The organism is Pseudoalteromonas sp. Xi13 (assembly GCF_003952205.1).
Taxonomy (GTDB): Bacteria; Pseudomonadota; Gammaproteobacteria; order Enterobacterales; family Alteromonadaceae; genus Pseudoalteromonas; species Pseudoalteromonas atlantica.
This window is the reverse complement of sequence record NZ_CP034439.1, coordinates 2,479,792-2,493,419: the sequence shown is the minus strand read 5'-3', so window position 1 is coordinate 2,493,419 and position 13,628 is coordinate 2,479,792. Positions and strand designations below refer to the sequence as shown.

Genomic DNA, 13,628 nt, shown 5'->3' with positions numbered 1-13,628 from the left:
AAATTTTGCACGCGACGTTGAGTATTTAATTTTAATATGGTATAAAGCGCGCCGTCTTTTTACAAATAAATTCTTAAATGATTTTTTGTATTTAAGGCAAACACAATTTTATTTTAACACACACACGTATCGTCACATACACTTGGGTGCATTTGAAGTTTAAATACTTCGGTGTTGGTGCTATGGGATATGTGGAGGCCTAACCCTAAACTACATAGAGGATTTACAAAATGGCAAACGTTTCAATGCGCGATATGCTTCAAGCTGGTGTTCACTTTGGTCACCAAGCACGTTACTGGAACCCTAAGATGAAGCCTTTCATCTTCGGCGCACGTAACCGTGTACATATCATCAACCTTGAGCAAACAGTACCAATGTTCAACGACGCACTTAAGTTTTTATCAAGTGCTGCTGCAAACAAAGGTAAAGTTCTTTTCGTTGGTACTAAGCGCGCAGCAAGCGAAGCAGTTAAAGAAGCTGCTTTACAAAGCGACCAGTTCTTCGTTAACCACCGCTGGTTAGGTGGTATGTTAACTAACTGGAAAACAGTTCGTCAGTCAATCAAGCGTCTTAAAGACCTTGAAGCTCAAAGCCAAGACGGTACTTTCGAGAAGTTAACTAAGAAAGAAGCGTTAATGCTTACTCGCGAAATGGAAAAGCTTGAAAAGAGCCTTGGCGGTATCAAAAACATGGGTGGCCTTCCAGACGCTATCTTCGTTATCGATGCTGATCACGAGCACATTGCTATCCGTGAAGCAAACAACCTAGGTATTCCAGTTGTTGCAATCGTTGATACTAACTCTAACCCAGACGGTGTTGATTACATCGTACCTGGTAACGATGATGCTATCCGTGCAATTAACCTTTACACTAGCTCTGTTGCAGCTGCTATCACTGAAGGTCGTGAGAACAACATCGTTGCTCAAGCTGAGAAAGACGACTTTGTAGAAGCTGAGTAATTAGCTGTCATCAAGTCTTCATCTTTTTAAGGTGAAGACTTGCTATTCTTGTAGAGCGGTTTACCCGCTTATCTAATACCTGATTTCAGATTTGAGGATTTACTAATGGCTGTAACTACTGCCCTAGTTAAAGAATTACGCGAGCGTACTGGCGCTGGCATGATGGATTGTAAAAAAGCGTTAACTGAAACTGATGGCGACATCGAGTTAGCGATTGAAAACATGCGTAAGAGCGGTGCTGCAAAGGCTGCTAAGAAAGCAGGTAACATTGCTGCTGAAGGTACTATCATCATCAAGCAAAACGATGGTGTTGCAGTACTAGTAGAAGTTAACTGTCAAACTGACTTCGTAGCAAAAGACGAAAGCTTCTTAGCGTTTGCTAACAAAGTTGCTGACGCTGCTATCGCTGAAACAATCACTATCGAAGACTTACAAGCTAAGTTTGAAGAAGACCGTGTTGAGCTAGTAACTAAAATTGGTGAAAACATCAACGTACGTCGTCTTCAGTACATCACTGGTGAAACACTTGTTGAATACCGTCACGGTGATCGTATTGGTGTTGTTGTTGCAGGTGTTGCTGATGAAGAAACACTTAAGCACATTGCAATGCACGTTGCTGCTTCAAACCCAGAGTACTTAACGCCTGAAGATGTACCTGCTGACGTTGTAGAAAAAGAAAAGCAAGTTCAAATCGACATCGCGATGAACGAAGGCAAGCCTGCTGAAATCGCTGAAAAAATGGTTGTTGGCCGCATGAAGAAATTTACTGGTGAGGTTTCTCTTACTGGTCAAGCTTTCATCATGGAGCCTAAAAAATCTGTTGGCGAAATTCTTAAAGAGAAAAACGCAACAGTTACTAGCTTCGCACGTGTAGAAGTTGGTGAAGGTATCGAGAAGAAAGAAGAAGATTTTGCTGCTGAAGTTGCTGCTCAAATTGCAGCTGCAAAAGGCGAGTAAGATTAACTATTTGTGATGCATAAGGAAATTAGATGCCATTAAAGTACTATTTGCTTTTGCGTCACGCTTAGAAATTCTTTAAAATAACCGCGCTTTTATGTTTATCATAAGCGCGGTTATTTTTTACCCATAATTTAATAAAAAGTTGGCCCCAATACTATGACTATCAATCGTAAACCTATTTTTAGACGTGTTCTTCTCAAATTAAGTGGTGAAGCTTTAATGGGAGACGAAGGCTTCGGCATCGACCCAAAAGTGCTAGATCGTATGGCCCAAGAAATTAAAGAGCTGGTAGAACTCGACGTAGAAGTGGGTTTGGTTATCGGCGGTGGTAACTTTTTACGTGGCGGATCACTAGCAGAAGCTGGCATGAACCGCGTAGTTGGTGACCACATGGGTATGCTTGCAACCGTAATGAACGGCCTTGCAATGCGTGATGCACTTCACCGTGCATTTGTTAATTGTCGTTTAATGTCGGCAATCCCTCTAAACGGTGTATGTGATGCATACAACTGGGCTGAGGCAATTAGCTTATTAAAATCTGGCCGCGTTGTTATTTTTGCAGCAGGTACGGGTAACCCGTTCTTCACTACCGATTCTGCTGCGTGTTTACGCGGTATTGAAATTGAAGCCGACACTGTAATTAAAGCGACTAAGGTTGATGGCGTATTTAGTGATGATCCGGTTAAAAACCCAGAAGCCACGCTTTACCGTCACTTAAGCTACAATGAGATTATTGATAAAGAACTAAAAGTAATGGATTTAGCGGCGTTTACACTCGCTCGCGATCATAATATGCCACTGAGCGTATTTAACATGAATAAATCAGGCGCCTTAAAACGCGTAATTATGGGTGAAGAAGAAGGCACACTTATCTCTTCACAAGCCTCAGATGAAGTAATCAAATAATTAGGATTAAACCGTGATTAACGATATTCAAAAAGATGCGCAAGAGCGCATGCAAAAAAGTGTAGCAGCACTAGGTAGTCAACTATCAAAAATTCGTACAGGTCGTGCTCACCCAGCAATTTTAGACGGCATTATGGTATCGTACTACGGTGCTGATACACCGCTTAACCAAGTGGCTAATGTAACGATTGAAGACTCTCGTACGCTGGCTATCGGCGTATTCGACAAGTCTTTAGCGCAAGCTGTAGAAAAAGCAATTATGGCGTCTGACTTAGGTTTAAACCCTATGTCTGCTGGTACCGTAATTCGCGTACCACTTCCTCCGCTTACAGAAGAGCGCCGTAAAGATTTAATTAAAATTGTACGTGGCGAAGTAGAAAGCGGCCGTGTGGCTGTGCGTAACATTCGTCGTGACGCTAATGGCGATGTAAAATCTTTATTAAAAGATAAAGAAATTTCTGAAGATGAAGCGCGTCAAGCAGAAGATACAATTCAAAAGCTTACAGATAAATTTATCAAAGAAATGGATGCACAACTAACAGCGAAAGAAGCTGAGTTGATGGAAATCTAAACAGCTAAATAACCTCAATGCAGGTTATGAAATATATTAGTTTTGAAACGCCGTCTAGGGTATACTAGGCGGCGTTTTTTTATGGAATACTCAATATTTATGGTTCTAGACGCTGATACAATTTCACAGCAATGTTTACCTAAACATGTTGCCATCATCATGGATGGTAACGGGCGTTGGGCGCAAGCTAGAAATAGACCTCGTGTGTTCGGGCATAAAAAAGGCGTGGACGCAGTTCGTCAATCTGTTCAGTTTTGTACTAAATTAGGGATACAATCGTTAACCTTATTTGCTTTTAGTAGTGAAAACTGGCGCCGCCCCGAAGACGAAGTAAACACTTTAATGGAGCTTTTTTTGTTTGTTTTAACAAAGGAAGTAAAAAAGCTTCATAAAAATAATGTAAAACTGACCATTATTGGAGATTTATCACGATTCTCTGAAAGTTTACGTAGCAAAGTAAACGCTGCGCATGAGCTAACAGCAGATAACACCGGTTTGCATTTAAACGTGGCCGCTAATTATGGCGGTAGATGGGATATGGCAAATGCAGCAAAGCAACTAGCACTACAAGTTGCAAACGGACAACTCAAGGCAGAGGATGTTACAGAAGAGCGCTTAGCACAGCATATGAGCATGGCAGACCAAGCGGAGCCGGATTTACTAATTCGCACGGGTGGTGATGTTCGTATTAGTAACTTTTTACTATGGCAAGCTGCTTATGCGGAACTTTACTTTACCGAAACTCTTTGGCCTGATTTTAATGAAGCAGCATTTGCTGAGGCCATTGCGTGTTACGTTGCCAGAGAGCGACGTTTTGGTTGTACGGGCGAACAAATAAAACAATTACTCGCTCAAACCTAAAATAGAATAAGGGTCACTATTTTGTTAAAACAACGAATTTTAACCTCGGTTGTATTAGCGCCGTTAGCGCTAGCCTTGGTTTTTTATACTCCACTAACATTGTTTAGTTATTTTGCCGGTATTATTGTTTTACTTGGCGCGTGGGAGTGGTCTGCTTTTATGGGCCTATGCACAAAATTAAAACGGGGTGCGTTTGTGGTGTTAATTGGCGCGTTATTGGCGCTACTAAATTTACATTGGCCGATTGAATCACTGTGGCAAAACGGCCAGCTGGTCGGGGATGCAAATTACTTATTTACGCTCTCGTTTGCTTGGTGGATTGTGGCCAGTTATTTAATTTGGCGCTACCCTGCCATGGCCAAAGCATGGAACGAAGGCTTGGTAATGCGCGGCATTGCCGGGTTGCTTACTTTAATCCCACTTTGGCTTGCACTCAATACCTTACGTAGCGCGCAATACGCTGAATCTACGCACTTTGGCTCGGTACTGATTTTAGTGGTATTTGGTATTGTGTGGAGCGCCGATGTAGGGGCTTACTTTACAGGCAAAAGTTTTGGTAAGCACAAGCTTATGCCAAAGGTGAGCCCTAACAAAACCATCGAAGGCCTAGCAGGCGGTGTGGTTGCATCAATTATATTTGTTTTAGCTTTTTGTCATTTTACCGGTGTGGATTTTGCTGTATGGCCTATTTATGCCGTAATGACCGCCTTTATAGCCTTGTTTTCGGCTGTTGGTGATTTACTCGAAAGCATGTTTAAACGTGAAGCCGGCCTAAAAGACAGTGGTCGCTGTTTACCCGGCCACGGCGGTATTTTAGATAGAATTGACAGCTTAACCGCAGCAGCCCCTATGTTTGTAATGTGCTATGCATGGACCTTGAGTTTATGAGCCAACAGCAACAACTTGTTATTTTAGGCGCTACAGGTTCAATTGGGTTAAGTACATTAGATGTTATAGCGCGAAATAAAGCGCTATTTAACGTGTTTGCCCTCACTGCAGGCCACAATGCAAAAAAAATGGCTGAGCTATGTATTGAGCACGAACCGTTATATGCGGTTATGGCCACACAAAGCGCTGCAGAGCAATTATCATCGTATTTAAATAATACGCCATGCCAAACCTTAGTAATGCATTCACAGCAGGCTATGAGCGATTTATGTGCGCATCCCGATGTCGATACCGTCATGTCAGCTATTGTTGGCGCTGCCGGCTTACTGCCCACACTAAGCGCCGTTGAAGCAGGTAAAAAAGTACTGCTTGCCAATAAAGAATCGTTGGTTATGTCAGGGCAGTTGTTTATTGATAAAGTAAAACAGCATAAAGCCACGTTGTTACCTATTGATAGCGAGCACAACGCTATTTTTCAGTGCTTACCGCATTCACTTCAAAACGCAAACGCTGATCAAAATTTACAAGAGCATGGCGTAAGTAAAATATTGCTTACCGGCTCTGGTGGACCATTTTTAACGCGCGATATAAATACCTTAAAAGAGGTAACGGTTAGTGAAGCCGTCGCTCACCCTAATTGGTCTATGGGGCAAAAAATATCGGTAGATTCAGCCACCATGATGAACAAAGGGCTTGAATTTATTGAAGCTAAATGGCTGTTTAATTGTGACACCAGCGATATTGATGTGGTGATCCACCCGCAAAGTATTATTCATTCTATGGTGCAATACCACGATGGCTCCATTTTAGCGCAAATGGGTAACCCCGATATGCGCACACCTATTGCACACGCACTCGCTTACCCAGATCGAATTAACGCGGGTGTAAAACCACTCAACTTTTCGGATATTTGTGATTTTTCGTTCACAAAACCTGATTTTGCGCGTTATCCAAATTTACAACTTGCTATTGATGCGTGCAGCGCAGGGCAAGGCGCAACCACAACGGTAAATGCAGCAAACGAAATAGCGGTTGCGGCATTTTTAAAAGGCCAAATTGGCTTTACTGACATTTATAAAATTAATTTACAAACGCTTGATGCGGCCACATTCACTAACGTACAAAGCCTAGATGAAATATTAGCGTGTGACCAACAAGCCCGCCAACGTGCAGCGGATTTAATAACAAAAGTGACTCATTAATATGTTAGATTTTTTTTGGAATCTTGGCTCGTTTATTTTAGCGCTGGGCATTTTAGTTGCTATTCATGAATATGGGCACTTTTGGGTGGCCCGTAAAATGGGTGTTAAAGTGCTGCGCTTTTCGATTGGTTTTGGTAAACCGCTTTTAAAGTGGCACGATAAATACAATACAGAATACGTAATTGCCGCTATTCCGCTGGGTGGCTACGTTAAAATGCTTGATGAACGCGTGGATGAAGTGCCAGAAAATGAGCGCCATTTGTCATTTAACGCTAAATCGGTTCAGGCCCGTATAGCCATAGTGGCAGCCGGCCCGCTGGCTAATTTTTTATTTGCTATTGTGGCGTTGGCGGCTATGTACATGGTGGGCGTGCAATCGGTAAAACCTGTGGTCGGGAGTATTACCGAAGGTAGCAGAGCTGAGCAGGCGGGCATTATGCCCTCTGAACAAATTATTAAAATTGGTGATGACACGATTGCCACCTGGCAAGATGCAACTTTTGCACTTATGTCGAGCTTAGGTGAGCAAAGCGTGCCCGTAGTAGTGCGTAACGAAAACTACCAAGAGCAAACAAAAATGCTTAACGTAGAGGGTTGGAAGCTCGATCAGCAAGACGTGCCGCCACTGAGTTCGTTGGGTATTGTACCGTTTAGACCCCAAGCCACATTAACCATTGCGGCTATTACTAAAAATTCAGCAGCCGAACTGGCTAATTTGCAGGTTAACGATACGATTATCGCTGTAAATGGTGAAACAATAAGCGATTGGCAGCAATTAGTTAATCTTATTACGCAATCGGCTAACAAATCTTTACAATTTAGTGTAAAAAGACAAGATAGTATAAATAGCGTAACAGTAACGCCTAAATCGCGCATTAATGAGCACGGTATTGAACAAGGGTTTTTAGGTGTTGCGCCGGTTGTTCAACCTTGGCCTGAGGGCTATGTTGAAACCCGAAGCTTTGGTCCGCTTGATAGTATTGCTCGTGGTACCCAAGAGACCTGGCGCCTTATAACGCTTAGCTTTGACATGATTGGTAATTTAATTACAGGTCAGGTTTCGGTTAAAAATTTAAGTGGCCCTGTGGGCATTGCAGTTGGTGCAGGAACTAGCGTAAGCTACGGGCTAGTCGCCTTTTTAAGCTTTTTAGCGCTAATAAGCGTTAACTTGGGTGTATTTAATTTATTACCTCTGCCAGTGCTTGATGGTGGACACTTAATGTATTACATAATTGAACTTTTCCGTAAAAAGCCGGTCTCTGAAAAGACACAAGAATTTGGTTTTAAAGTGGGCGCCTTGCTGCTCATATTTTTAACATGTTTCGCTTTGTTCAATGATGTATCGCGTTTGTAGTTACAGCGTGACAATTACTAATTAGAACACGATTGTAAGCATCACTAATTATTAGTTTTGATGTTAAGCGGTAATACAGTTGTAAAGGATAAAGATAATAAAATGGCTATAAAAAAACATTTGGCAGTTTCAAGTTTATTGGGTGCAAGTTTTGCAGCCCTGGGCCAAAACTCCTTTATTGTTGAAGATTTAAAAATTGAAGGTTTGCAACGTGTAGCACTTGGTGCAGCACTAACGCATGTTCCTATCAATGTGGGCGATAACGTTGATGACTATACGATTTCAAAAACAATAAAGTCACTTTATCGTTCAGGTCACTTTGACAACATCAAAGCGTTACGCGATGGTAATAACGTTATTTTTAAAGTGACTGAGCGTCCTACTATTAGCTTTATTGAGTTTGAAGGCAATAAAGATATAAAAGACGAGCAGCTTAACGAATCACTCGATCAGCAAGATATTCGCCAAGGTGAACCGCTTGATAAAACTGTTATCGATAATATCGAAAAAGGGTTGGTTGAGTTTTTCCACAGTATTGGTAAATACAATGCCACCGTTGATATTAGCGTAACTAAGCTGCCACGTAACCGTGTAAAGCTTAAGCTAGAATTTGACGAAGGCGAAGCCGCCTCTATTCGTCAAATCAACTTAGTTGGTAACGAATTATTCTCTAACGAAGAGCTTTTAAAGCTTGCTGAATCGCAACAAGATTTACCGTGGTGGCAGTTTATGGGTAGCGACCGTTACCAAAAACAAACCATTGAAGGCGATTTAGAAAAAATTCGCAGCTTTTACTTAGACCGCGGTTACTTACGTTTTAATATCGATTCTACGCAAGTATCAGTAAGTCCTGAGCGCGAATCTGTGTATGTAACTGCTAACTTAACAGAAGGTGTTAAGTACACAGTTAAAGGTTTTGACTTTATCGGTGATTTACTTGGCCGAGAAGAGCTAATCAAAAGCGTTATCCCACTTCGCGCCGGCGAGCTTTACAATGGCTCAGTGGTGACCTCATCTGAAGAATTTATCAAAAGCTACTTAGCGCGCTTTGGTTATGCCAATGCCGAAGTACGCACAATTCCAGAAATTGATGATGAAAAACAAGAAGTGCAACTTACGCTGTCGGTAAATCCGGGCAAGCGTGTGTACGTACGTCGTATCATCGTTGGTGGTAACCAAAATACTGCTGATGAAGTACTTCGCCGCGAAATGACACAACTTGAAGGTGCGTGGTTATCTAATCAAAATCTTGAGCGCTCAAAGCTGCAAATTCAACGTTTACCGTACATGGAAACTGTTGATTTTAACGTAGTACCAGTACCGGGTGTAGATGACCAAGTAGACGTAGACTTTACAGTAAAAGAGCAATCGGCCGGTAGCTTTAACGCGGGCTTAGCGTATGGCTCATACGCAGGGCTTCAGTTTAATATTGGTGTGACCGAATCTAACTTTTTAGGTACGGGTAATCAAATTGGATTAAACTTAAATACCTCTACTGGTTCTGAAAGCATTAGCTTGTCGTACACCGACCCTTACTTTACGCCAGATGGTGTATCGCAAGGCAGCAGTATTTTTTACAACAACTACGATGCCAGTAAATTTAGCTTAGTAGATTATAAATCAACAAGTTACGGTATTGGTACCAATATTGGTTTCCCAATTGATGCGGTAAACCGTGTTAACTTTGGCGTACGTTGGATTCAAGAAGAACTTTCAGAGATTGCCGAGTACGAACAAACACGTGTACTACGCGAAACCTTCTTAGATGAAGAAAACCCAGATGCTGGCTTTGACTTTACTAAATATGAGCTAAGCGTTGGTTGGTCGCGTATCACAGTTAACCGTGGTTTATTCCCAACAGCGGGTTCGCGCCAAACATTAAATTTAACAGCCACAACGCCTAACTCTGATCTTCAGTATTTTAAACTGAACTACGATTCGCGTTTTTACTGGCCAATATCTAATGACCACCGTTGGGTGTTCTCAACACGTGCAGCGCTTGGTTACGGTAATGGTTATGGGTCAACCAATGGTTATGAACAAACCCTGCCATTCCAAGAGTTCTTCCGTATAACGGAAATGGAGCTACGTGGCTTTGACCGTAATACTATACTGCCGCGTGCTGTATCACGTGTTCCTTTATCAATCCCTGGTACGCCAGGTGCTGATGGTACTACAACCGGTAGCATTGGTGGCTCTGATGAGTTTGATATTTTAGTACCACAAGGGCGTATTGGTGGTAATGCAAAAGCGGTTGCAGGTATGGAGCTCATTGTACCTACGCCGTTCTTAGATGAAGAAAACACCAGTTCTGTACGTACCAGTTTCTTTGTAGATGCTGCCAACGTATGGGATACTGAATTTAACGTTGACCGTTTCCAAAACTTAGCGCCAGATGAGCGTGCTAAGTTAGATGATTACTCTGATCCAATGCGCTTTAGGGTATCAACCGGTTTATCTTTACAATGGATCTCTCCAATGGGTCCAATGCTGATTAGTTTTGCGTATCCATTGCAAAAAGAAGAAGATGACGATACAAAGACCATCAGCTTTAATATTAGTAACACTTTCTAAAGGAGTTTTTTGTGAAAAAATTATTTAAATCAACAGCAGTAGCCGTGTTAGCAACATTGATGATGGGCACCTCTGCAAGTGCATTTGCCCACAAAGTAGGCATTGTTGATATGCAAGAGATCTACAAGCAAATTCCTCAAATGGCTAAAATTGAGCAGTCTTTACAAACTGAGTTTGCTGAGCGTCGTCAAGAGCTTGAAAAACTACAAGGCGACATTCGCTTTGAAGCAGAAAAATTTAAGCGTGAAAGCACTACAATGAGCCAAGCTCAAAAAGATGCACTACGTGATAAAATTCAAGGCATGCAACAAAACCTTGCTGAAAAAGGTCGTCCTTTAGAGCAAGAAATCAAAGCACGTCAAAACCAAGAGCTTGCTAAAGTTCAGGGTTTAATTGTTAAAACAATTGAAGAAATTGCTAAAGATGGCGACTTCGATGAAGTTAAAGTTAAAGACACTACTATTTACTTTAACCCTAAAGAAGTAACTGATCTTTCAAGCAAAGTTGTATCAGCAGTTAGTAAGAAATAATCACTCTATGCAAAATTATACGCTTTCGCACATTGCGGAACTTCTAGGCGCCGAACTTCAAGGTGATGGCGCTTTAGAAATTACAAAAATAGCTACACTTGCAAATGCCCGTTCTGGGCATATTGCATTTTTAGCGAACTCAAAATATCGTACGCAGCTTGAAACCACACAAGCCAGCGCAGTGATTCTTAGCGAAGCCGATGCACCGTATTTTAGTGGCGCAAAAATCATTGTTGGAAATCCGTATGTGAGCTACGCAAAGCTTGCACAATTTATGGATACAACCCCGCAAGCGGCGCAGCAAGGTATACACGCTAGTGCGACTATTCACCCAAGTGCAACAGTTAGCACAAGTGCTGCTATTGGCGCAAATGTAGTTATAGAAGCCGGTGCTGTAATTGGTGATAACGCACAAATTGGTCCGAACAGTTTCATCGGTGAACGTGTTAAAATAGGTTCTGGCACAAAGCTTTGGCCGAGTGTGACTATTTATCACGATGTTGAAATTGGCGCTGATTGTTTATTTCAAGCAAACAGTGTGGTTGGCAGTGACGGATTTGGCTATGCAAACGAGCGCGGGCAGTGGGTTAAAATTCCTCAGCTAGGCTCTGTGATTATCGGCGACAAGGTTGAAGTGGGCGCAAGCACTACAATTGACCGTGGCGCACTCGATAACACGATTATTCATAGTAATGTGATCATCGATAACCAATGTCAAATAGCACACAACGTTGAAGTTAACTCGGGTACTGCAATTGCAGGCTGTACTGTACTAGCAGGTAGTGTAACCATTGGTAAAAACTGCCAAATAGGTGGCATGACCGCAATTAATGGTCACATGTCAGTATGTGATGGTGTTATAATTACCGGCATGAGTATGGTGACTAAATCGATCACCGAGCCGGGTATTTACTCATCTGGTATGCCCCATACAACTAATAAAGAATGGCGTAAATCAATTGCCCACTTGCGTAATCTTTCAGACATGAAATCACGTCTTAAAGCGCTTGAAGCATTGGCTAAGTCATAACGTTGAACACTAATAAGGATGCTATTTTGGCAAACGAATTAAATAGCCTTGATATTCAAGAAATTTTAAGTTTATTACCACACCGATACCCGATGCTTTTAATTGATCGTGTAATTGACTTTACGCCTGGCGAGTCACTGCATGCAATTAAAAATGTATCGGTTAACGAGCCTATTTTTACTGGCCACTTTCCAAATCAGCCAATTTTCCCTGGTGTGCTAATATTAGAAGCCATGGCGCAAGCCACCGGTTTATTAGGATTTAAAACAGTAGAAAACCGTAGCGATAACGAGCTTTACTTATTTGCTGCAGTCGATAACGCACGTTTTAAACAGCCAGTTATACCGGGCGATACACTGCATTTGCATGTAGAGTTTTTAAAAGAGCGTCGCAATATATGGAAATTTGCCGCTGAAGCAAGAGTCGACGGCAAGGTTGTATGTAGTGCCGAAATTATGTGTGCGAGAAGAGAGTTTTAATAGTGATCCATTCTACAGCAATAATCGAACCTGGCGCTAAACTAGGCAACAATGTCTCAGTTGGTCCATATAGCTATATTGGCAATGATGTTGTGATCGGTGATGACTGTATTATTGAGTCTCACGTTGTTATTAAAGGGCCATCTACTATTGGCTCTGGCAATCATATTTTTCAATTTGCGTCAGTAGGCGAAGCCTGCCAAGACAAAAAATATAACAACGAACCAACCACCCTTATTATGGGCGATAACAACGTTATACGTGAGTGTGCAACCATTCACCGTGGTACTATTCAAGACCAAGGTGTTACTAAAATTGGTAGCAATAACTTATTTATGGCGTATACCCACGTTGCTCACGATGCCGTAATTGGTAATAACGTTATATTTGCTAATAACGCAAGTGTTGCAGGCCACGTGCATGTAGGCGATTGGGTTATTTTAGGTGGTAACTCAGGTGTGCATCAATTTTGTAAAATTGGTGATCACGCATTTATTGGCATGTACTCAGGCGTTAATAAAGACGTACCGCCATTTGTAACCACCATTGGTATGCCAGCAGGCCCTGCTGCGACCAATAAAGAAGGTATGAAGCGTCGTGGCTTTGAAAGCGACGAAATTATGGCTGTTCGCCGTGCTTATAAAGCGTTTTACCGTAAGAGCTTAAGTGTAGACGAAGCGATTGCCTCACTAAGTGAAGATGCTGCTAAGTATCCTGCAGTACAAACCATGATTGATTTTGTGAAAAGCTCTGAGCGCGGTATCGTAAGATAAGCGCTTTATGCTTTTAAAAAAAACCACCTAAGAGTAATCGACGGTGGTTTTTTATTGCCTATAAAATATTTTAATTCAGTACACACTCAGCCACGTAAGGTTAACCTTTGCGCGAATTTTTATAATTAAAGCGCATCTATGTCTTTTACTAAGTTAATTTTTACCCTCAGTTTTTTATCAATTTTAGCTGCGTGTAGCAGCCAACCTCTAGTTACCTCTGCTAATGGCGAGCGTACTCAGTTAGGTAAAGCCTCTTATTACGCTAATAAATACCATGGTCGCACAACTGCAAACGGCGAAACATTTAGCCAAAACGCATCCACTGCTGCGCATTTAGAATTACCCTTTGGTACAAAAGTGAAGGTTACAAACTTGGCAAATAACAAATCGGTGATCGTGAGAATAAACGATAGAGGCCCTTACGTTAGAGGGCGGGTTATTGATTTATCGTTAGGTATGTTTAAAAAAATTGCCGACCCTAAAGTCGGCGTTATAGATGTATCAATCAGCGTTTTAAATGATTAACTTGATCTCTGGATAA

At 41.8% G+C, this 13,628-nt stretch carries 14 protein-coding genes; all 14 read left to right on the top strand.

The window, feature by feature from the left end:
* The first annotated feature begins 230 nt into the window (after positions 1 to 230).
* The 14 genes from rpsB (at position 231) to EJ103_RS11190 (ending at position 13,612) form a co-directional block, all read left to right on the top strand.
* Positions 231 to 959, top strand: coding sequence for a 30S ribosomal protein S2 (rpsB, locus tag EJ103_RS11255; RefSeq protein ID WP_004586918.1), 729 nt, complete (start codon positions 231 to 233; stop codon positions 957 to 959).
* A gap of 105 nt (positions 960 to 1,064) precedes the next feature.
* On the top strand, positions 1,065 to 1,916 hold the full coding sequence (gene tsf / locus EJ103_RS11250; protein ID WP_126007691.1) for a translation elongation factor Ts: 852 nt from the start codon (positions 1,065 to 1,067) through the stop codon (positions 1,914 to 1,916).
* A 159-nt stretch (positions 1,917 to 2,075) separates the two neighbouring features.
* Positions 2,076 to 2,825: a UMP kinase gene (gene pyrH, locus EJ103_RS11245; protein WP_039972186.1), complete on the top strand. Its 750-nt coding sequence runs from the start codon at positions 2,076 to 2,078 to the stop codon at positions 2,823 to 2,825.
* Between the two features lie 13 nt (positions 2,826 to 2,838).
* Positions 2,839 to 3,396 (top strand): ribosome recycling factor, encoded by a 558-nt coding sequence (gene frr / locus EJ103_RS11240; protein WP_004586921.1) that lies wholly within the window; start codon positions 2,839 to 2,841, stop codon positions 3,394 to 3,396.
* 81 nt (positions 3,397 to 3,477) lie between these two features.
* Entirely contained in the window at positions 3,478 to 4,257 is a 780-nt protein-coding gene (locus tag EJ103_RS11235; protein ID WP_004586922.1) for an isoprenyl transferase, read from the top strand.
* A 21-nt stretch (positions 4,258 to 4,278) separates the two neighbouring features.
* Positions 4,279 to 5,145, top strand: coding sequence for a phosphatidate cytidylyltransferase (locus tag EJ103_RS11230; RefSeq protein WP_126007689.1), 867 nt, complete (start codon positions 4,279 to 4,281; stop codon positions 5,143 to 5,145).
* Positions 5,142 to 6,347, top strand: coding sequence for a 1-deoxy-D-xylulose-5-phosphate reductoisomerase (ispC, locus tag EJ103_RS11225; protein ID WP_126008767.1), 1,206 nt, complete (start codon positions 5,142 to 5,144; stop codon positions 6,345 to 6,347). Before EJ103_RS11230 ends, ispC begins: the two co-directional genes overlap by 4 nt.
* A gap of 1 nt (position 6,348) precedes the next feature.
* Positions 6,349 to 7,701, top strand: a complete 1,353-nt coding sequence (rseP, locus tag EJ103_RS11220; protein ID WP_004586925.1) for a sigma E protease regulator RseP — start codon at positions 6,349 to 6,351, stop codon at positions 7,699 to 7,701.
* A 102-nt stretch (positions 7,702 to 7,803) separates the two neighbouring features.
* Positions 7,804 to 10,275 (top strand): outer membrane protein assembly factor BamA, encoded by a 2,472-nt coding sequence (gene bamA / locus EJ103_RS11215; RefSeq protein ID WP_024033814.1) that lies wholly within the window; start codon positions 7,804 to 7,806, stop codon positions 10,273 to 10,275.
* Positions 10,276 to 10,286: 11 nt separating this feature from the next.
* A complete protein-coding gene (locus EJ103_RS11210) occupies positions 10,287 to 10,805 on the top strand; it encodes an OmpH family outer membrane protein (RefSeq protein WP_024033815.1) in 519 nt (172 codons plus the stop codon).
* A gap of 7 nt (positions 10,806 to 10,812) precedes the next feature.
* On the top strand, positions 10,813 to 11,835 hold the full coding sequence (gene lpxD, locus EJ103_RS11205; RefSeq protein WP_024033816.1) for a UDP-3-O-(3-hydroxymyristoyl)glucosamine N-acyltransferase: 1,023 nt from the start codon (positions 10,813 to 10,815) through the stop codon (positions 11,833 to 11,835).
* A 26-nt stretch (positions 11,836 to 11,861) separates the two neighbouring features.
* Positions 11,862 to 12,314 carry a 3-hydroxyacyl-ACP dehydratase FabZ gene (gene fabZ, locus EJ103_RS11200; RefSeq protein ID WP_055253107.1) on the top strand — a complete coding sequence of 151 codons (453 nt, stop codon included), beginning with the start codon at positions 11,862 to 11,864 and terminating at the stop codon, positions 12,312 to 12,314.
* Between the two features lie 2 nt (positions 12,315 to 12,316).
* A complete protein-coding gene (gene lpxA, locus EJ103_RS11195) occupies positions 12,317 to 13,087 on the top strand; it encodes an acyl-ACP--UDP-N-acetylglucosamine O-acyltransferase (RefSeq protein ID WP_029773689.1) in 771 nt (256 codons plus the stop codon).
* 138 nt (positions 13,088 to 13,225) lie between these two features.
* Entirely contained in the window at positions 13,226 to 13,612 is a 387-nt protein-coding gene (locus EJ103_RS11190) for a septal ring lytic transglycosylase RlpA family protein (RefSeq protein ID WP_126007687.1), read from the top strand.
* Positions 13,613 to 13,628 lie beyond the last annotated feature (16 nt).